The organism is Kitasatospora griseola, assembly GCF_014648555.1.
Taxonomy (GTDB): domain Bacteria; phylum Actinomycetota; class Actinomycetes; order Streptomycetales; family Streptomycetaceae; genus Kitasatospora; species Kitasatospora griseola.
Genome location: NZ_BMRI01000015.1, coordinates 1 through 19,488 on the forward strand (window position 1 = coordinate 1; position 19,488 = coordinate 19,488).

The following is a 19,488-nucleotide window of genomic DNA, read 5'->3' on the forward strand; positions in this document are numbered from 1 at the left end:
GAAGCTAAGCCTCACAGCGCCGATGGTACTGCAGGGGGGACCCTGTGGGAGAGTAGGACGCCGCCGAACAATTCTTCTGGAAAGGGCTCCAGCCACATGGCTGGGGCCCTTTCTGCATTTCCGGACGCGGATTCGGCAGAGGGGAGCCGAAAGGCCGGCGAGCCAGGAGCCCGCCGGCCCGGAGACCGGCAGGGCTCAGGCCTCCTTGGCCGTCTCCGCCTCGCCGTCGCCGCGGCGGCGGAGCGCCCGTCCGGCGATCCCGATCCCGCTCGAAAGCTTGCCCGTCACCGCTTTGGCGCGGTCCAGGGTCTCGGCCCCGATGCGCTTGGCGGCGTCGACGCCTTCGGCGCCGGTTTCGAGCATCCGGTCCCTCGTCTCGCCGGCCGCGTCCACCCAGCGCCTGGCGTCCGACGACTTCCGGTCGCGTTCGATGCCGAGCCGGCCGCGGAAGTCGTGGACGGTGGTGGCGACCTGGTTGCCCGAGGTGACCACGGCGGGGGAGGCGGTCGGGTGGAGCAGGACCTTGGTGTTGGCGGTGTCGACGGCCGCGTCGATGCGGGCCAAGAGGCGTTCGGTGCACCGGGAGATGAGCTCCACCCGGTTCTGCCGGGCGGCGCGGATCGCGAGGCGGTGCAGGTCGAGTTCGTCCGGGGAGGTGTCCAGGACGCGGTCGAGTTCCAGGACGGCGATCGCGTCCTGCAGCTGGAAGCAGCGGGCCAGGACGGCGAGCCACTCCCGGGTGGCGGTCTCGGCGTCCTTGGCGGCCTTGGCGAGGTCGCCGATCTTGGTCTTGTTCTCCAACTTCTCGGCGAGCGCGTCGAGCTGGCGCAGCGCGTAGGCCTGGGTGCGGGCGATCGTGATCGAGGTGAGCGACACCTTCGACCAGGTGACGTCGGAGACCCGGCCGACCTGGTCCCGGACGGTCAGGCCCTCTTCGATGACGAAGCCGGCTCCGATCATGTCCGCCAGTACCGCGTCCTTCTGGGCGCGGAGCACGTCGTCGACCTTCTCGTCGATCGCGGCGAGGTAGTCGGTGATCTCGTCCATGGTCTGTTGCATGGCGAGCTGTGCCATGAGGCCCGCGGCGCCTGCCAGCAGGGCCGGGTTGGACAGCATCGAGCCGGGTGTCCGCACCAGCTGGAGGATTCCCTTGATCTTGCCGTTCTCGGTCAGCACGGCCCGGCTGGTGTCGGCGGTCGAGCCCTTCATCAGCGGGTGCTTGCTGAGGGCCTGGGCGGACTCCTTGGTCAGCTTCACCCAGCGGCCCGAGTTGGCCGCGATCTCGGAGCCGACCTGGGTGGCGCCGGCCGTGGCGTTGAAGGCCGAGCCGAGTCGTGCCAGTCCGAGGTCCCGGGACGGCAGGCCTTCGGAGACCAGGAACCGTTCGACGGCGGTGGGGTCTCCGATGACCGCCAGGCCGTCGCCGTCGCTGATCAGCTGAAGGTCGGTGTTCAACGCGGCTCCTGAGTGGGCCGGGGCGGGTCAGAGCCGGCCGGCGGCCTTGAGGGTGAGGTAGGTGTCGGCGAGGGCGGGGGCGATGGACTCGGGCGGGGCGTCGAGGACGGTGATGCCGCGGCGGGTGAGGAGGTCTGCGGTGCGGCGGCGGTCGGCCCGGGTCTGTTCGGCGGCGGCGGCGCCGTAGACGTCGCGGACGGTGGTGCGGGGGGCGTTGACCAACTGGTCGAGACGGGGGTCCGCGACGGAGGCCAGGACCACCTCGTGGCGCTTGGTGAGGAGGGGGAGCTGGGGGAGCAGGCCGTCCTCGATCTGGTGGGCGTCGAGGCCGGTGAGCAGGACGATCAGGGAGCGGTGGGGGGCCATCCGGAGGGCGGTGGAGACCATGGCGCGCAGGTCGGTCTCGATCAGGGCGGGTTCCAGGAGGGCCATCGCGTCGGTGAAGGCGGGGAGGATCTCGGAGGGGGAGCGTCCGGCGACGGCGGTGCGGCGGTGGCGGTCGTGGGCGAGCAGGTCGACCCGGTCGCCGGCCTTGGTGGCGAGGGCGGTGAGCAGCAGGGCGGCGTCGAGGGCGGCGTCCAGGCGGGGGGCGTCGCCGACGCGGCCGGCGGAGGTGCGGCCGGTGTCGAGGACGATGAGGACGTGCCGGTCGCGTTCGGGTCGCCAGGTGCGGACGGCGACGACGCTGCGGCGGGCGCTGGCGCGCCAGTCGATGGAGCGGACGTCGTCGCCGGGGAGGTATTCGCGCAGCGAGTCGAACTCGGTGCCCTGACCGCGGGTCAGGACGGAGGTGCGGCCGTCGAGTTCGCGCAGGCGGGCGAGGCGCGACGGGAGGTGCTTGCGGCTGGCGAACGGCGGCAGGGCGCGGACCCGCCAGGGGGCGTCGAGGGTGCCCTGGCGGCCGGCCAGGCCGAGCGGGCCGAGGGAGCGGATGGTCACGCGTCCGCTGTGGTGGTCGCCGCGCCGGGTGGGGGCGAGCCGGGTGGTGAGGCGGCGGCGTTCTCCGGCGGGGACGGTGACGGAGTGCCGGGAGGCGGTGAGGGAGGTGCCGGGGGCCCACGCGGAGGGGTACCAGGCGTCGCGGATCCGGGCGCGCAGCGGGCGGCGGGACGGGTTGGCGACGAGCAGGTTGACGGCGACGGTCTCGCCGAGGCGGACGCTGGGGTCGCCGGACCGTTCCAGGGTGAGGCGGCGGACGGGGGCGGCGAGCACCAGGTCGGCGACGATCGCGGCGAGCAGCGGCAGCATGACCACGCCGATGCCGGTCCAGGAGGGGAGCACGAGGCCGACCAGGAGGGCGCCGAGGGCGGCGATGAGGGCCGTGCGGCCGGTCAGGGCCATGGGGTGCTGGGCTCGCTTTCTGGAACGGTGGACGCTGAGGGGGAGAGGCGGGCGGCGCTCTCCCCCGGGGCGGTGGCGGCTAGCGCGGTGCGGGCGTCTGGGCGAGGACGGCCTGGATGACGCTGTCGGCGGTGGTGCCTTCCATCTCGGCCTCGGGGCGGAGCTGGATGCGGTGCCGGAGGGTGGGCAGGGCGAGGGCCTTGACGTCGTCGGGGGTGACGTAGTCGCGGCCGGCCAGCCAGGCCCAGGCGCGGGAGGTGTTGAGCAGCGCGGTGGCGCCGCGGGGCGAGACGCCCATGGCGAGCGAGGGCGACTGCCGGGTGGCGCGGACCAGGTCGACGATGTACGCGAGGATCTCGGGGGAGACCGTGAGGGCGCGGATCTCGGCGCGGGCGGTGGCCAGGTCGGCGGGTCCGGCGACGGGGCGGACGCCGGCGGCGGCGAGGTCGCGGGGGTCGAAGCCGCCGGCGTGCCGGGCGAGGACCTGGAACTCCTGCTCGCGGGTGGGCAGCGGGAGGATCAGCTTGAGCAGGAAGCGGTCGAGCTGGGCCTCGGGCAGCGGGTAGGTGCCCTCGTACTCGACGGGGTTCTGGGTGGCGGCGACCAGGAACGGCTCGGGGAGCTTGCGGGGTTCGCCGTCGACGGTGACCTGCTTCTCCTCCATGGCCTCCAGCAGGGCGGCCTGGGTCTTCGGCGGGGTGCGGTTGATCTCGTCGGCGAGCAGCAGGTTGGTGAAGACCGGGCCGGGCTGGAACGAGAACTCGGCGGTGCGGGTGTCGTAGACCAGGGAGCCGGTGACGTCGCCGGGCATCAGGTCGGGGGTGAACTGGATGCGCTTGGTCTCGACGTCGAGGGCGGTGGCAAGGGTGCGGACCAGCAGGGTCTTGGCGACGCCGGGGACGCCTTCGAGCAGGACGTGGCCGCCGCAGAGCAGGGCGACGACCAGGCCGGTGACGGCGGCGTCCTGGCCGACCACGGCCTTGCCGATCTCGTCGCGCAGGCCGGTGAGGGCGGTGCGGGCGTCGCGGGTCTGGCCGGGGTCGGTCTTGTAGAGCTGGTCGGTCACGGCTGTCGTACCTGCCATTCCATGTCGTCGAGGTCGTCGGCGAGCCGCAGCAGGGCGGCGTCGTCGGTGGGGGCCGGGCCGTACAGCAGCTGCTGGAGGTCGGCGGCGGGGCGTCCGAGCCGGGCGGCGGCGGCCTCGGTGAGGGCGGCCGGGTCGGGGTCCCCGGAGGTGTGCGGGAGGCCGAGGGCGGCGGCGGCCCGTCGGCGGGCGGCGCGGCGCAGGGTCTCGGCGGCGTGGCCGCGGGCGTTCGCGCGGTGGTAGAGCCGGGCGCGGCCTTCGGTGGTCTCGGAGGCGCGGACCACGGCGGGCAGCCGTTCGCTGAGCACCGGGCCGAGGCGGCGGGCGCGCCAGACGACGGCGAGCAGCGCGGCGAGGAGGAGCTGCAGGGCGCCCCAGTTCCAGCCGTCGGGGATCAGCTCGTCGAAGCTCTTGCGCTGCTCGGCGGGGGCGACGGAGGTGGTCAGGTCGGGGGTCTGCCAGACCAGCCGGTGGTGGGCGCCGAGCAGGCCGAGGACGAGGGCGGCGTTGCCGTCCTGGTCGAGGTGGGCGTTGGTGAACGGCCACTCGGTGCCGACGACGATCACCTGCTGGGTGCCGGTGGTGCGGCTGACCAGGCCCAGGCGGGAGCTGCCGTGCGGGTAGCAGCCGACATCGCGGGCGGCGGGGCCGTAGGTCTGGCCGCCGAGTTGGGCGGCGCCGGCGTTGACGGCCTCGGGCAGCGTGCAGGCGGGCGGGACGGCGGTGGTGTCGATCGCGGAGTAGTAGGTGGAGATGCCGGGGGTGAAGGCGTTCAGGACGGGCTGGTCGGGGGCGATCAGCACCAGCCGGCTGTTGGCGCCGCGGGTGAGCGCGGCGAGCCGGGCGAGTTCCTGGTGGGGCAGCTGGTCGGGGCGGCCGAGGACGACGGTGGTGTCGTCGGCGCGCAGGGCCGCGACGAGTTCGCTCTCGGTGGCGGCGGTGCGGCTGGTGACGCCGTGCCGCTGGAGGATCTGGTCGGCGGCGCGGGTGCCGTCGACGTCGCCGGAGCGGGGGTCGAACGGGCCGTAGCCGTTGTTGCCGGGTATGCCGGCGACCATCGCGCCGACCAGCAGCAGGGCGAGGCCGGCGAGCAGCCACCAGCGCCAGCGCCGCCACAGGGTGCGCAGGGTGGTGCGGGGTGCGGCGGCGGCCGGTTCGACGGCGGGCTGTTCCGCGGGTTCGGCGGTGGCGGGCGGGGGTGCGGTGGTGGTCATGCGGTTCCTCCGCCGGCCGCCACGGGCGTGGGGCGGGTGCGTTCGAGGGCGCGGTCGAGGTCGGCGAGGAGCCGGTAGGAGGCTTCGTCGGCGGTCCGTTCGCCGAATGCGATGTCGTCGAACAGCCGTGCCGCGGAGGCGAGTTCGCGGGCGCGCTCGGGCAGGGCGCGGCCGGCTTCGGCGGCTGCCTCGTCGGCGGTGCGGCCGGGGCGCGGGTCGAGGACGGTGCGTTCCTCCAGGCCGCGGACCAGGGCGCGCATCTGCTCGCGGACGGCGTCGGCCCAGGCGCCGCGTTCGGCGTGGGCGGCGGCGTCGGCGCGGTGCTGGTCGGCGCTGCGCGGCCCGTCGGCGGCGAACAGCCGGCCGGCGGAGCGGGCCTCGCGGCGGGGCGCGCCGTAGCGTCGCCAGAGCAGCACGGCGATGATCGCGGCGAGGACGATCAGCACCACCAGGGCGGAGCCGTCGCCACCGCCGAGCGGGCCGCCGACGCCGTTGAACAGGTGGTCGAGCTGGTCCTGGATCCAGGTGATGAAGCGGTCGACCAGGCCGGGTTCGTGCTGGTGGTAGATGGCCTTGCGGAGTTCTTCGTGCGCGGCGTCGCGGGCGGCGTCGCGCGGCACGGTGACCGGGACGCCGTCCGCGAGCAGCGCCCCTCCCCCCCGGAGTCCCATGGCGGTCAGGCCCCCGGCGGGGGGTACTGGCCCGGGACGGGCGCGGTGGCGGGGGTCGGGTAGTGCCCGGGCAGGCCGGCGGCGCGGGCGAGTTCGAGGTCGAGCGCCTCGCGGCGGATCCGCTGGTCGACGTAGAGCAGGCCGAGCATGTTGCCGGTGAGCGGGATGGTGAGGGTCTTGGCGAGGACGCCGCAGACCGCCATGACGCCGATGCCGATCGCGGCCTCGCCGTCGGTGGCGTAGATGTCGGCGGGGCCGCCGCCGATCAGCAGGGTGATGATCGCGCCGGGGACGGTGAGCACCGCGGCGAGCAGGCCGACGGCGATTCCGAACACGAGCATGGTGCCGAACATCCGCCACCAGGAGCCGCGGACCAGGTGCCAGGAGCGCTTGAGGGCGCCGACGACGCTCTGCCGCTCCAGGATCAGCGCGGGGGCGGCGAAGGAGACCTTGACCCACAGGAAGACCGCGGGCAGCACGGCGGGCGGTACGAGCAGCAGCAGGGCGGGCTGCATGGTGGCGCCGGTCAGCGCGAAGATCGGGACCAGCGGCACGGCGAGCGAGCCGAGCAGGATCGCGGTCTGCAGCAGGGCCAGGCCGGTCAGTCGGCCGAGGTGCGGCCGGGCCTGCGCCCAGGCCTGCTTGGGCGTGGTGTCACGGCCGAGCAGGCTGTTGCCGATGACGGGGGTGAGCAGTCCGGTGGAGATCACGCCGGCGAGCATTTCGAGCGGCAGCGTGTAGTAGCCGTCGAACATGGCTTCGGTGCGGGTGCCGGAGGTGTGGAGCCACCAGGAGACGCCGGCCTGGACGAGTTCGAGCACACAGGCGAGGGCCAGGCTGAGTCCGAAGGCGGTCTTCCAGTACCGGCGGACGAGGGCGAACGCGCCGTCCATCAGTTCGCCGAAGCCGAGGGGGCGCAGCGGGATGATGCCGGGTCCGGGCGTCGGTCCGGGCGGCACGGCCGGGCCGGGCTGCGGCGGTGCGGGTGCGGCGGTGGTCTGGGGGACCGGGGGAGCCTGGTGGCCGGATTCGGACGGGCCGGGCGCGGGCTCGGGAGAACCGGGTGAGGTCCAACCCGGGGTCTCGGACAATCGACGCTCCTCGTCGGGGCACCCTTGGCGCGGGTGCTTCGGGGGCCCATCGTGCCATGGTGCGCACGCGCACCCCAGGGGTATCCCGTTGCTGATCGGCAACGGTCCGAGCAAGGCCGCAAAGCCGATACCTTTGCGATGGTATGACTGGTTCGGCCGACGGTCGGGGGGCCGGGAACGGAACAGCTGTGCGTCAGGTCACATTCGGGTGATGAGAAGATGGAGCCATGAAGGGACGTGTCCTCGTCGTCGATGACGACACCGCACTGGCCGAGATGCTCGGCATTGTGCTGCGTGGTGAGGGTTTTGAGCCGTTTTTCGTCGCGGACGGGGACAAGGCGCTGGCCGCCTTCCGGGAGACCAAGCCGGACCTCGTACTGCTCGACCTGATGCTGCCCGGGCGGGACGGCATCGACGTGTGCCGCCAGATCCGGGCCGAGTCGGGCATTCCGATCGTCATGCTGACCGCGAAGACCGACACGGTCGACATCGTGGTCGGCCTGGAGTCCGGCGCCGACGATTACGTGACGAAGCCGTTCAAGCCCAAGGAACTGGTCGCCCGGGTCCGGGCCCGGCTGCGGCGGGCCGAGGAGCCCACGCCGGAGCAGCTGACCATCGGCGACCTGGTGATCGATGTCGCCGGGCACTCGGTGAAGCGCGAGGGCCGCGGCATCCCGCTGACCCCGCTGGAGTTCGACCTGCTGGTCGCGCTGGCCCGCAAGCCCTGGCAGGTGTTCACCCGCGAGGTGCTGCTGGAGCAGGTCTGGGGCTACCGGCACGCCGCCGACACCCGGCTGGTCAACGTGCACGTGCAGCGCCTGCGCTCCAAGATCGAGAAGGACCCGGAGCGCCCGGAGATCGTGGTCACGGTTCGCGGCGTCGGCTACAAGGCCGGGCCCAGCTGAGGATGAGCGAGGAGCAGGCCGCCGCCTCCCCGTCGGACGAGACCTCCGGCGGGGAGGCTGCCGTGCGCGGCGACGTGCTGAGTTCCACCACCGGCCGGCCGCGCCGGCGCCGGTGGTGGTCGGTGCTGTTCGCGCCGGTGATCCGCCAGTTCCGGCACCCGGTGGGCCGGGTGCTGGCGCTGTACCGCCGCTCGATCCAGCTGCGGGTGGTGGCGGCGACCCTGCTGCTGTCCTTCGTGGTGGTGCTGGTGCTCGGCGTGGTGGTGGTCGCCCAGGTGCGCACCGGCCTGCTGGAGGCCAAGCAGAAGGCCGCCCACGGGCAGGCCATCGGCGGCTTCCAGATCGAGCAGGACAAGATCAACGAGGCGATCAACCTGCAGGCCAAGGCCGGCGCGACCGCCGACCCGACCCGCGACCGGATCAACGCCTGGCTGACCAAGCAGGTCTCCGACCTGGCGTCCGGCGGCGCCGGCGTCTACTCGGTGATCGCGATCGCGCCCAGCGGCCAGGAGGAGAGCGCCTCCAGCGCCGGCCTGCGCGGTGCCCGCTACTCGGGCTCGATCCTGCCCGACTCGATCACTCCCGAACTGCGCGCCCTGGTCGCCGCCGAGCCGTCCATCCCGCACGAGCAGCCGGTCAAGCTGCACCGCGCGCCGGACAGCCAGGCCAAGCCCGACGACAACAAGGGCCTGGCGATCGGCAAGCAGTTCACCGGCCCGGACGGCAACCCGTACCAGCTGTACTACGTGTTCTCGTTCTACCAGGAGACCAGCACCCTGAACCTGGTGATGGGCACCCTGGCCACCGCCGGGCTGTTCCTGGTCATCCTGCTGGGCTGCATCGCCTGGCTGGTGGTCCGCCAGGTGGTCACCCCGGTGCGGATGGCCGCCGGGATCTCCGAGCGGCTGGCCGCCGGGCACTTCGACGAGCGGATGAAGGTCACCGGCACCGACGACATCGCCCGCCTCGGCGACTCGTTCAACCGGATGGCCAACGGCCTGCAGGCGCAGATCCGCAAGCTGGAGGAGCTCTCCCGGGTGCAGCGGCGGTTCGTCTCCGACGTCTCGCACGAGCTGCGCACCCCGCTGACCACGGTGCGGATGGCCGCCGACCTGATCTACGACAGCCGCGAGGACCTGGACCCGATGGCGGCCCGCTCCGCCGAGCTGCTCCAGGACCAGCTGGACCGCTTCGAGTCGCTGCTCGCCGACCTGCTGGAGATCAGCCGCTTCGACGCCGGCGCGGCCATCCTGGACGCCGAACCCGTCGACCTGCGCGACATCGTCACCCGCGTCGTGGAGGCCGCCGACCCGCTGGCCCGCGCCAAGGGCAGCGCGGTGCTGATCCGCGGCGGCGAGACGCCGGTGATCGCCGAGGTCGACAGCCGCCGGATCGAGCGGATCCTGCGCAACCTGGTGGTCAACGCGCTGGAGCACGGCGAGGGCCGGGACGTGGTGATCCGGCTCGGGGCGGGCGACGGCGCGGTCGCCGTCGGCGTGCGCGACTACGGCATCGGCCTGAAGCCCGGCGAGGCCTCCCGGGTGTTCCACCGCTTCTGGCGGGCCGACCCGTCGCGGGTGCGCACCACCGGCGGCACCGGCCTCGGCCTGTCCATCGCGGTCGAGGACGCCCACCTGCACGGCGGCTGGCTGCAGGCCTGGGGCGAGCCCGGCGGCGGCTCGCACTTCCGGCTGACGCTGCCGCGCACCCGCGGCGGCGAGCTCTCCCGGGCCCCGTTCCGGCTGGAGCCGGAGGACTCCCGGCACAACCGCGGCATGGCCTCGGTCGGCGCGCCCTACCGGCGCGCGGTGCGCGGCACCGAGCCCGCCGCCGTCCCGGAGACCCCGGACACCGAGCGGCAGACCTTCGGCTCCGGGCTGGGCGGGGTGCTCAGCATCGGCCCGGGCCTGGGACGGCCCAGCGCGGCCCCGGTCGCGAACCCGTCCGACGTCCGTGCCGCAGCCGCCGGCTACGGCGCCACCGGCGCGCAGATCGTGGTGGACCGCAGCGGCCGCCCGACCCAGCCGGCCCCGCCCGCACCGGACGGCGCCGACACCGACCAGGAGGGGACCGCCGGTGCACAGGAACGACAGGACGGCTGAGCGGCGGACCCGCGCCCTGGGCGGCGCGGCGCTGCTGGCGGCCGCCGTGACCGGCTGCGCCACGATGCCCTCCGGCGGCCCGCCGCAGCGCCTGGAGGTGCCGCAGGGCGCCGCCGACGGCGTCCAGGTGCACGTCTACCCGGTCGCCCCGCACAAGGACGAGAGCCCCGACGACCTGCTGGCCGGGTTCCTCGACTCCTCCAACGCGGACCAGGCCGACTACGACACCGCCAAGCAGTACCTGACCGCGGAGGCCGCCAAGCGCTGGCGCCCCGACGCGCAGGTGGTGGTGCTGGCCGACGCCCCGCGCCTGAGCCACCCCGTCCTGGGGCAGGACGACACCAGGGCGCACCTCAGCGTCAGCGGCAAGCAGGTCGCCGAGCTCGACGGCCGGCACACCTACCAGGCCCGGTACACCGACGACTACGAGCAGGAATTCACCTTCGTGAAGGTCGGCGAGGGCCCCGACGCAGGCCAGTGGCGGATCGACACGCTCCCCGACGGCCTGATCGTCGACCAGACCAACTTCAAGAACACCTACAAGCCGGTCCACCGGTACTTCTTCGCCACCGCCGACCCGACCAGCGAACGCACCCAGGCCAACCCGGTGCTGGTGCCCGATCCGATCTACCTGCGCCGCCGGATAGACCCGCTCACCGAGGCCGCCCAGGCCACCGCCGACGGGCCCTCGCAGTGGATCGGCCCGGTGGTGTCCTCCAAGCTCGACGGCGTCAAGGTGCTGAGCGCGACCGCCGGCGACAACCGGATCGCCACCGTGAAGGTGGACGGCGTCGACCTCGGGAAGAACCAGACCGGCTGCCGGCAGATGGCCCAGCAGCTCTTCCAGACCCTGGCCGACCAGCAGGGCAAGCTGGACCGGCTCGACCTGTCCTCCCCCAAGGGCGGCTGCACCCTCAGCGCCGCCGAGGCCGCGCAGGTCGCGCCCGGCGTGCTGGCCGGCGGCGAGGGCGGCACGCAGGCGTACATCCAGCTGGTCGACGGCCGGCTCACCCGCTACCAGGACGGCCTGGACCCCGCCCCGGTCGCCGGAGTGCTCGGCCAGGTCGCGCAGGGCGGCCAGCCGCGCCCCGGCGAGCTCGCCGTCCGCCGGGACGGCAACGCCGTCGCGGTGATCGGCCAGGACGGCCACAACCTGTACCGCACCGGCCTGACCGAGACCGACAAGTACGGCGACCCGATCGTCTCCAGCCGCGCCCCGCAGCCCGGCCAGGGCCTGGCCTCGCCGAGCTGGGACGGCCGGCAGGACCTGTGGCTGGTCGACCGCGACCCGGCCGCGTCCCGGGTGCTGATGGTGCGCGAGCGCACCGTCGTCCCGGTGACGGTGGACGGGCTGGACGGGCGCACCGTGCAGTCGCTGCGGATCTCCTCCGACGGCACCCGGGTCGCGATGCTGGTGCACCGCGGCAACGACCCGACCACGCTGGCGCTCGGCCTGGTGGTGCACGGCGGCACCGCGGTCAACCCGACCGTCCGGATCACCGCGCTGCGCAACATCGCCCCGCAGCTCACCGAGGTCGCCGCCGTCTCCTGGGGCGACGCCGACCAGCTGGTGGTGCTCGGCAAGGAGGCCGACCGGCTGCAGCAGCTGCACTTCCTGGGCACCGACGGCTCGCAGTCCACGGACTCCCCGCTGCAGGGCGGCGAGTCGATGACGGCGCTGTCCGCCACCGAGGCCCGGGCACCGGGCGACCAGGTCGGCCCGGCGGTGCTCGCCGCCTCGACCAACGCGTCCGGGCAGCGCCTGTACCGGCTGAAGGACAACCAGTGGCACGCGGCGTCCAGCAAGTGGCCGTCCGCGGCGTTCATCTACCCGGGCTGAGCCCGGCCTCCCCGGCGGGCGCGCCGCGCCGGCCGGGCCCGGGGCCGCGCCGGGCGACCGCCGCGACGGTGGCCGCCGCCCGCGGCGGGCAGCCCGCCGCGCGCAGCGCCCGGGCCGCTTCGGCGAGGCTCGCGCCGGTGGTGACCAGGTCGTCCACCAGCACCAGCCGGTGCCCGGCCAGCCGGACCGCCAGCCGGGTCGGGACGGTCAGTGCCCCGTGCAGGTTGCGGTGCCGCTCGGCGGCGCCCAGGCCCGCCTGGTCGGCGACCGGCCGGGCCTGCCGCAGCACCGGGGCGACCAGCGTGGCCACCCCGCCGCGGCGCAGTTCGCGGGCGGCGGCCCGGGCGAGGCGCAGCATCGGGTCGTGGCCGCGGGCCCGGGTGGCGGCGGGTGCGGACGGCACCGGCACCAGCAGCAGCGGGGCGGCGCCCGGGCCGGTGGCGGAGCGGACCGCGGCGGCCAGCGCGCGGCCGAGCGGGGCGGCCAGCCGCAGCGCGCCGCGTTCCTTGTGGGCGAGCAGCAGTTGGCGCACCGGCCCGGCGTAGGGGGCGGCGGCGTGCACCGGCGGCAGGCCGGGCGGTGGGCGCAGCGGCCCGGCGGGCCCGGCGGCGGTGCCGTCGAGCAGGGCCCGGCAGGGCGGGCACAGGCCGGTGCGGCCGTCGCCGCAGCCGGCGCAGCGGGCGGGGACCAGCAGGTCGAGCAGGGCGGCGAGGACCGGTGCGGGGCCGGATCCGGGCCGGTGGGCGGTGCTGCGGCTCGTCACGGAAACCCCTCCGGAACGCTCGCCGGGCGGCGACTTCAGCCATACGGTGGGCGGTGTCAGGCGTGTTGTCCAGTTGTTCACCACTGTTTCACCCGTAGGAGGGTAAACAGGGGAGAACAGCCGGACCGTCGGGCGCCCGTCGGTACGTTCGTTCGACTGGGGAGGCGAGATCCCCGGGTGAGGTGTTGCATAAGGGCTCCAGGGGTTTCGAACGCTCCTGGTGGGGAGGAAGTGAGGTAAGGGGCCGGCGGTTCTCGCGGTCTCCCGGGCGGTGTTCCGGGGACGGGCGGTGACCGGCTGGTCCGGCTGGGTCTCACGCCGGTCCGGGACGCACTCCGGGCCGGTCAGCACAAGGGATCGGAGTTCTGCGTGGACATCGTCGTCAAGGGCCGCAAGACCGAGGTGCCCAAGAGGTTCCGCGAGCACGTGGCCGAGAAGCTGGAGAAGGTCCAGAAGTTCGACACCAAGGCGATCAGCCTGGATGTCGAGGTGTCCAAGGAGCACAACCCGCGGCAGGCCGACCGCTCCGATCGGGTGGAGATCACCCTCCGCAGCCGGGGCCCGGTGATCCGGGCCGAGGCGTCCGCCAACGACGCGTGGGCCGCGCTCGACCTGGCCTCGGCGAAGTTGGAGGCGCAGCTGCGCAAGTCCGCCGACCGCCGCCGGGTGCAGAAGGGCGGCACCAACGGGCGAGGCCCGCTGAGCGTCGCCGCGGCCACCGCCGCGCTGGCGGCACTGCCGTCGACGGAGGCCACCGAAGGCGTCGACGGCACGCCGCGCAAGACCATGGCGGGCAGCCTGGAGGTGGAGGGCGACGGCCCGCTGGTGGTCCGCGAGAAGACCCACTCCGCGGCGCCGATGTCGCTGGACCAGGCGCTGTACGCGATGGAGCTGGTGGGCCACGACTTCTACCTGTTCCAGGAGAAGGACAGCGGCCTGCCGAGCGTGGTCTACCGCCGGCACGGCTACCACTACGGCGTGATCCACCTGAAGGAGGACCCGGCCGCGGCGGCCGACTTCGCCGGAGCCGGGGGCGCGATCAACGGCCCCGACGAGGAGTAGCGACGGCCGCGTCCGTCGAACGGAGGAAGTGGTGACCCCGGTGGCCGTGAACGGCCACCGGGGTCACCGGCGTTCGGGGGGTCACCCAGCCGGGCGGTTCGGCGGCGCAGGGTGATCCCAGGCCGTCCCGGGCGTGGAATGATGGGCGCGTCACGTGACCGGAGGGCGGGGGAGGAGCGGATGGGGGAGAGCCTGGGCGCGGAGGACGCCGGCTACCCGCCGCGTCGTGCGGAGCCGATCCGGGTGCTGGTGGTGGACGACCACGCGCTGTTCCGCCGCGGCCTGGAGATCGTGCTCGCCGAGGAGGAGGACATCCGGGTCATCGGCGAGGCCGGGGACGGCGCGGAGGCCGTGCTGAAGGCCGCCGACCTGCTGCCCGACATCATCCTGATGGACGTCCGGATGCCCCGGCGCAGCGGCATCGAGGCGTGCACCGCGATCAAGGACGTGGTGCCCAGCGCCAAGATCATCATGCTGACGATCAGCGACGAGGAGGCCGACCTCTACGAGGCGATCAAGGCGGGGGCGACCGGCTACCTGCTGAAGGAGATCTCCACCGACGAGGTGGCCACCGCGATCCGCGCGGTCGCCGACGGCCAGTCGCAGATCAGCCCGTCGATGGCGGCCAAGCTGCTGACCGAGTTCAAGTCGATGATCCAGCGCCGCTCCGACGACCGGGAGCTGGTGCCCGCGCCCCGGCTGACCGACCGGGAGCTGGAGGTGCTCAAGCTGGTGGCCACCGGGATGAACAACCGGGAGATCGCCAAGGAGCTGTTCATCAGCGAGAACACCGTGAAGAACCACGTGCGCAACATCCTGGAGAAGCTCCAGCTGCACTCCAGGATGGAGGCCGTGGTCTACGCGATGCGTGAAAAGATCCTCGAAATAGGCTGAGTGAACGCTGCGGGCCGCTCAGGCCAGCAGCTTCTCCAGGGCCGGCCGCAGCGCCTCGTCGTCCAGCCGCTCGACCCGGACGTCCGAGCAGCCCACCCAGGCGGCGGCCTCGCGGAGCGCCTCGGCGAGGGCCGGCACCGACCGCGGGCCGTCCAGCGAGACCTGCCGGGCCACCAGGGTGGCGCCCTCGCGGGCCGGGTCGACCCGGCCGACGAGGCGGCCGCCGGCCAGCAGCGGCATCGCGAAGTAGCCGTGCACCCGCTTGTGCTTGGGGGTGTAGGCCTCCAGGCGGTGGCTCATGCCGAAGATCCGCTCGGTGCGGGGGCGGTCCCAGATCAGCGAGTCGAACGGGGACAGCAGCGCGGTGCGGTGCCGGCCGCGCGGCTCCGTCCCCAGCGCCGCCGGGTCGGCCCAGGCCGGGGCGGACCAGCCCTCCACCTCGACCGGGACCAGGCCGGAGGCGGGCAGCGCCGCGTCCACCTGGGCGCCCTTGAGGCGGTGGTAGTCCATCAGGTCGGCCCGGGTGGCCACCCCGAGCGCCGCGCCGGCCTGGGCCACCAGCCGCTCCAGGCACTCGGCGTCCGTCAGGTCCTGCTCGAACAAATCGCCGGGGACCGCCCGTTCGGCGAGGTCGTACACCCGCTTCCAGCCGCGCCGCTCGGTGACCACCACGTCGCCGAAGGCCAGCGCCCGCTCCACCGCGATCTTGGTGTCGGACCAGTCCCACCACTCGGCGGTCTTCTTCGCCCCGCCGAGGCCGGTGGAGGTCAGCGGGCCCTCGGCGCGCAGCTGGTCGATCACCTGCGCGTACACGCCCTCGTCGATCTGGTGGCCCCAGACCCGGCCCTTGGCGCGGTTGGCGCGGCGGCGGAACGCGAACAGCGGCCACTCCTCGATCGGCAGGATGCAGGCGGCGTGCGACCAGAACTCGAAGGCCGTGCCGCGCCCCCAGTACGCCTCCTCCACCGGGCGCCGGCCGACCGCGCCGAGCCGGGCGTAGGGCACCAGTTCGTGCGAGCGGGCGAGCACCGAGATGGTGTCCAGCTGGACGGCGCCGAGCAGGCGCAGCACGCCGCGGGCGCCCGCGCGGCGGTCGGGGGAGCCGAGCAGGCCCTGGGCGCGCAGCGCGAGCCGGCGGGCGTGGTCGGCGGAAATCCGGGCGGTCGGGGCAGGGGTCGCGGCCATGGGGCGAGGCTAGGGCAAGGCACTGACAGAGCGGCCACGCCCGAGCGCTTTGACCGTTTGCACCCTGCTTCGGCCGATGTGCCCCCAGGGGTGACACAGGAATAGCGTGCTGACGGACCTCCCGGGGGCTCGGCCTCCTCGCATACGATGACCCGTACGGTGGGGTGGACTCCCCACCGTCAGTAATCCAGAGCCGATCCAGGCAAGGAGCCCGCTCACGTGTCCGTCTTCGACAAGATCCTGCGCGCAGGCGAGGGCAAGATCCTCCGCAAGCTGCAGCGGATTGCCGCCCAGGTCAACTCGATCGAAGAGGACTTCGTCAACCTCACCGACGACGAGCTGCGCGCACTGACCGACGAGTACAAGGCCCGGCTCGCCGACGGGGAGAGCTTGGACGATCTCCTCCCCGAGGCCTTCGCGACCGTCCGGGAGGCCGCGAAGCGCGTCCTGGGCCAGCGCCACTACGACGTGCAGATCATGGGCGGCGCCGCGCTGCACCACGGCCACGTCGCCGAGATGCGCACCGGCGAGGGCAAGACCCTGGTCGGCACCCTGCCGGCGTACCTGAACGCGCTGACCGGCAAGGGCGTCCACCTGATCACCGTCAACGACTACCTCGCCGAGCGCGACTCGGAGTGGATGGGCCGGGTGCACCGCTTCCTGGGCCTCGAAGTCGGCGTGATCCTGGGCAACATGACGCCCGCCGAGCGCAAGAAGCAGTACGCGATGGACATCACGTACGGCACCAACAACGAGTTCGGCTTCGACTACCTGCGCGACAACATGGCCTGGTCGCAGGACGAACTGGTGCAGCGCGGCCACAACTTCGCGATCGTCGACGAGGTCGACTCGATCCTGATCGACGAGGCCCGTACCCCGCTGATCATCTCCGGCCCGGCCGACCAGGCCACCAAGTGGTACAGCGACTTCGCCAAGCTGGTCCAGCGGCTGAAGATCGAGCGCGACTACGAGGTCGACGAGAAGAAGCGCACCGTCGGCATCCTGGAGGACGGTGTCACCCGGGTCGAGGACTACCTGGGCATCGACAACCTCTACGAGTCGGTGAACACCCCGCTGGTCGGCTTCCTGAACAACGCCATCAAGGCGAAGGAGCTGTACAAGCGGGACAAGGACTACGTCGTGATCAACGGCGAGGTCATGATCGTCGACGAGCACACCGGCCGCATCCTGGCCGGCCGCCGCTACAACGAGGGCATGCACCAGGCGATCGAGGCCAAGGAAGGCGTCGAGGTCCAGAACGAGAACCAGACGCTGGCCACCATCACCCTGCAGAACTTCTTCCGCCTGTACGACAAGCTGTCCGGCATGACCGGTACCGGCACCACCGAGGCGGCCGAGTTCCACCAGATCTACAAGCTCGGCGTGGTCCCGATCCCGACCAACAAAACCCCCAAGCGGATCGACCAGCCGGACCTGATCTACAAGTCCGAGCCGGCCAAGTTCGCCGCCGTGGTCGAGGACATCGCCGAGCGGCACGAGAAGGGCCAGCCGGTGCTGGTCGGCACCGTGTCGGTCGAGAAGTCCGAGTACCTGTCGCAGGAGCTGCGCAAGCGCGGCATCCCGCACGAGGTGCTGAACGCCAAGCACCACGAGCGCGAGGCGCAGATCGTCGCCCAGGCCGGCCGCAAGGGCGCCGTCACCGTGGCCACCAACATGGCCGGCCGCGGCACCGACATCATGCTCGGCGGCAACCCCGAGCACCTGGCCGCCGCCGAGCTCGCCCAGCGCGGCATCACTCCCGAGGACACCCCGGAGGAGTACGAGGGTGCGCTGCCGGCCGCGATGGAGAAGGCCAAGGCCGCGGTCAAGGCGGAGCAGGAGGAGGTGCAGGAGATCGGCGGCCTGTACGTCCTCGGCACCGAGCGCCACGAGTCCCGCCGGATCGACAACCAGCTGCGCGGCCGCTCCGGCCGTCAGGGCGACCCGGGCGAGTCCCGGTTCTACCTGTCGCTGGGCGACGACCTGATGCGGCTGTTCAAGGCCGGCATGGTCGAGCGCGTGCTCTCCATGGCGAACGTCCCCGAGGACGTGCCGATCGAGTCGAAGATGGTCACCCGCGCCATCGCCTCCGCGCAGACCCAGGTCGAGCAGCAGAACTTCGAGATCCGCAAGAACGTCCTCAAGTACGACGAGGTCCTCAACCGCCAGCGCGAGGTCATCTACGGCGAGCGCCGCCGCGTCCTGGAGGGCGAGGACCTGCAGGAGCAGGTCGGCCACTTCATGGACGACACCGTCGCCGCGTACGTCAACGCCGCCACCGGCGAGGGCTTCGAGGACGACTGGGACCTCGACAAGCTGTGGACGGCGCTCAAGCAGCTCTACCCGGTCTCCCTCGACCTCGACGAGCTGGAGGAGGACGCCGCGGAGAACGGCGGCCTCACCCCCGAGTACCTCACCAAGGTCATCCAGGAGGACATCGCGGCCTCCTACGGCCGGCGCGAGGACCAGCTCGGCGAGCAGATCATGCGCGAGCTGGAGCGTCGGGTCGTCCTCTCGGTGCTGGACCGCCGCTGGCGCGAGCACCTCTACGAGATGGACTACCTCCAGGAGGGCATTGCGCTGCGCGCCTACGCCCAGCGCGACCCGCTGGTCGAGTACCAGCGCGAGGGCTTCGACCTGTTCTCCGCGATGATGGAGGGCATCAAGGAGGAGTCCGTCGGCTACCTGTTCAACCTGGAGGTCCAGGTCGAGCAGCAGGTCGAGGAGGTCCCCGTCCCGGACGACGAGCAGGTGCTGCTCGACAAGCTGGAGAAGGACGCCATCCCGGCCGCCCGCCCGGAGATCCGCGCCAAGGGCCTGGAGGCCCCCGAGCGCAAGAAGCTGCACTACACCGCCCCGTCCGACGAGGTCGGCGGCGGCGTGGTCGAGGGCGACTTCGACGACGACGGCCTGGTGCCCGACGGCGACGGCCTGACCCGCGCCGAGCGCCGCAAGGCGGCCAAGGCCGCGAAGGGCCGGCGCCGCAAGGGCTGACCCGCAGCAGCGGATCGACGGGGCGTCACCTCCCTCCCGGGGGTGGCGCCCCGCCGCTTTCCTCGCGGGGTCAGCGGGTCTCCACGGCGGCGCACTGCCACTGCCCGGTGCGGGTGTGCTGCTCCAGCCGGAACGCCAGCATGTGGTGGCGGGGCCCGAGTTCGACCCGGACACAGGCCTCCACCGCGCCCGGCGCGGGCGCCGAGTTGTGCACATGGCCCAGCCGCGGCTGCCAGGACCGCCCGCGCGGGCGCAGCGGGCCGCTGCGGGTGAGCGCCGCGAGCTGATGGAACCCCGGCAGCGTGGTGTGCCGCTGCAACTGGTGCACCGGGCGCACCCCGCACAGCACCTCCACCAGCCGGCGCGCGAACCGGGTCGCCAGGTCGCTGTGCCCCGTCCGGGACGGCGCGGGGCTGCGCGGCCGGGCCGGGCGCTCGCCCCCGCCGCAGGCCGCCCGCGGGCTGCGGACCGTCCGCGCCGCCTCCCCGACCGGGTGCGGATGCCGGACCGGGCGGCGGGCGGAGTGCACCGGATGGACCAGCGGACGGATACGGGGGCCGGGAGTCCGGGTGAGCTGCTCGGTCATCGGGGCCTTCTCGGGGTGGGGGAGCGGCGGGAGTGTCCGACCTTGTTATCGGGCCCACGACGGCCGACCCAAGCGGCGTCCCGCCCGCGCGGAAGGCCCGGGAAGTCCACCCGTGCGGGTGGCGTGCGCGGCGGCGGACGGGATCCGGCGGCCCCGGCCGGTCACCGAGTTGACGCACGGTCGGCGGCCGAGCGGCACCAAGGGGGACACCGCCCGTCCCCTGACCGGCCCAGCGCGGACCGGCGGCCGCGGGCTGCGTATTCTTGGACCGTCGCACAGTGACCTATGAAGGGTGCCCCCA

At 73.3% G+C, this 19,488-nt stretch carries 15 protein-coding genes and 1 rRNA gene; 7 read left to right on the forward strand and 9 right to left on the reverse strand.

Annotation, left to right across the window (positions count from 1 at the left end):
• A 5S ribosomal RNA gene (gene rrf / locus IEZ12_RS40835) occupies positions 1–69 on the forward strand; the annotation flags it as partial.
• Between the two features lie 126 nt (positions 70–195).
• Here the strand turns inward: rrf and IEZ12_RS20085 are convergent.
• From IEZ12_RS20085 to IEZ12_RS20110, 6 genes are all read right to left on the reverse strand, one after another.
• Complete coding sequence (locus tag IEZ12_RS20085) at positions 196–1,455, reverse strand: hypothetical protein (RefSeq protein ID WP_189273304.1); 1,260 nt, start codon at positions 1,453–1,455, stop codon at positions 196–198.
• A 27-nt stretch (positions 1,456–1,482) separates the two neighbouring features.
• On the reverse strand, positions 1,483–2,796 hold the full coding sequence (locus IEZ12_RS20090; protein WP_189273306.1) for a DUF58 domain-containing protein: 1,314 nt from the start codon (positions 2,794–2,796) through the stop codon (positions 1,483–1,485).
• A 79-nt stretch (positions 2,797–2,875) separates the two neighbouring features.
• On the reverse strand, positions 2,876–3,862 hold the full coding sequence (locus tag IEZ12_RS20095) for an AAA family ATPase (protein WP_373295502.1): 987 nt from the start codon (positions 3,860–3,862) through the stop codon (positions 2,876–2,878).
• The gene (locus IEZ12_RS20100) at positions 3,859–5,094 is read right to left on the reverse strand and encodes a DUF4350 domain-containing protein (protein WP_189273308.1); all 1,236 of its coding nucleotides are present in this window, start codon (positions 5,092–5,094) and stop codon (positions 3,859–3,861) included. Before IEZ12_RS20100 ends, IEZ12_RS20095 begins: the two co-directional genes overlap by 4 nt.
• Positions 5,091–5,765: a DUF4129 domain-containing protein gene (locus IEZ12_RS20105; RefSeq protein WP_189273310.1), complete on the reverse strand. Its 675-nt coding sequence runs from the start codon at positions 5,763–5,765 to the stop codon at positions 5,091–5,093. Before IEZ12_RS20105 ends, IEZ12_RS20100 begins: the two co-directional genes overlap by 4 nt.
• A gap of 5 nt (positions 5,766–5,770) precedes the next feature.
• Positions 5,771–6,856, reverse strand: a complete 1,086-nt coding sequence (locus tag IEZ12_RS20110) for a DUF7847 domain-containing protein (protein WP_189273312.1) — start codon at positions 6,854–6,856, stop codon at positions 5,771–5,773.
• Positions 6,857–7,083: 227 nt separating this feature from the next.
• On the opposite strand from IEZ12_RS20110, the gene mtrA reads away from it, so the two are divergent.
• The 3 genes from mtrA to IEZ12_RS20125 are packed head-to-tail and all read left to right on the forward strand — an operon-like array spanning position 7,084 to position 11,703.
• The gene (gene mtrA, locus IEZ12_RS20115; protein WP_030459579.1) at positions 7,084–7,761 is read left to right on the forward strand and encodes an MtrAB system response regulator MtrA; all 678 of its coding nucleotides are present in this window, start codon (positions 7,084–7,086) and stop codon (positions 7,759–7,761) included.
• A gap of 2 nt (positions 7,762–7,763) precedes the next feature.
• A complete protein-coding gene (mtrB, locus tag IEZ12_RS20120) occupies positions 7,764–9,863 on the forward strand; it encodes an MtrAB system histidine kinase MtrB (protein ID WP_189273314.1) in 2,100 nt (699 codons plus the stop codon).
• The gene (locus tag IEZ12_RS20125; RefSeq protein WP_189273316.1) at positions 9,838–11,703 is read left to right on the forward strand and encodes an LpqB family beta-propeller domain-containing protein; all 1,866 of its coding nucleotides are present in this window, start codon (positions 9,838–9,840) and stop codon (positions 11,701–11,703) included. Before mtrB ends, IEZ12_RS20125 begins: the two co-directional genes overlap by 26 nt.
• Here IEZ12_RS20125 and IEZ12_RS20130 read toward each other — a convergent pair.
• Positions 11,687–12,466 (reverse strand): ComF family protein, encoded by a 780-nt coding sequence (locus tag IEZ12_RS20130; protein WP_189273318.1) that lies wholly within the window; start codon positions 12,464–12,466, stop codon positions 11,687–11,689. The two genes, IEZ12_RS20125 and IEZ12_RS20130, sit on opposite strands and share 17 nt — an antisense overlap.
• A 369-nt stretch (positions 12,467–12,835) precedes the next feature.
• Between IEZ12_RS20130 and hpf the strand changes: the two genes are divergently transcribed.
• Both hpf and IEZ12_RS20140 read left to right on the forward strand, forming a co-directional pair.
• Positions 12,836–13,528, forward strand: a complete 693-nt coding sequence (hpf, locus tag IEZ12_RS20135; RefSeq protein WP_043914219.1) for a ribosome hibernation-promoting factor, HPF/YfiA family — start codon at positions 12,836–12,838, stop codon at positions 13,526–13,528.
• Between the two features lie 180 nt (positions 13,529–13,708).
• Positions 13,709–14,422, forward strand: a complete 714-nt coding sequence (locus IEZ12_RS20140; RefSeq protein WP_043914218.1) for a response regulator — start codon at positions 13,709–13,711, stop codon at positions 14,420–14,422.
• A gap of 18 nt (positions 14,423–14,440) precedes the next feature.
• On the opposite strand, the gene IEZ12_RS20145 is transcribed toward IEZ12_RS20140, so the two are convergent.
• On the reverse strand, positions 14,441–15,607 hold the full coding sequence (locus IEZ12_RS20145; RefSeq protein WP_189273320.1) for a winged helix-turn-helix domain-containing protein: 1,167 nt from the start codon (positions 15,605–15,607) through the stop codon (positions 14,441–14,443).
• 219 nt (positions 15,608–15,826) lie between these two features.
• On the opposite strand from IEZ12_RS20145, the gene secA reads away from it, so the two are divergent.
• Positions 15,827–18,601, forward strand: a complete 2,775-nt coding sequence (gene secA / locus IEZ12_RS20150; RefSeq protein WP_189273322.1) for a preprotein translocase subunit SecA — start codon at positions 15,827–15,829, stop codon at positions 18,599–18,601.
• A 70-nt stretch (positions 18,602–18,671) separates the two neighbouring features.
• Here secA and IEZ12_RS20155 read toward each other — a convergent pair whose 3' ends face one another.
• The gene (locus IEZ12_RS20155; RefSeq protein WP_189273323.1) at positions 18,672–19,187 is read right to left on the reverse strand and encodes an Rv3235 family protein; all 516 of its coding nucleotides are present in this window, start codon (positions 19,185–19,187) and stop codon (positions 18,672–18,674) included.
• Between the last annotated feature and the right edge of the window lie 301 nt (positions 19,188–19,488).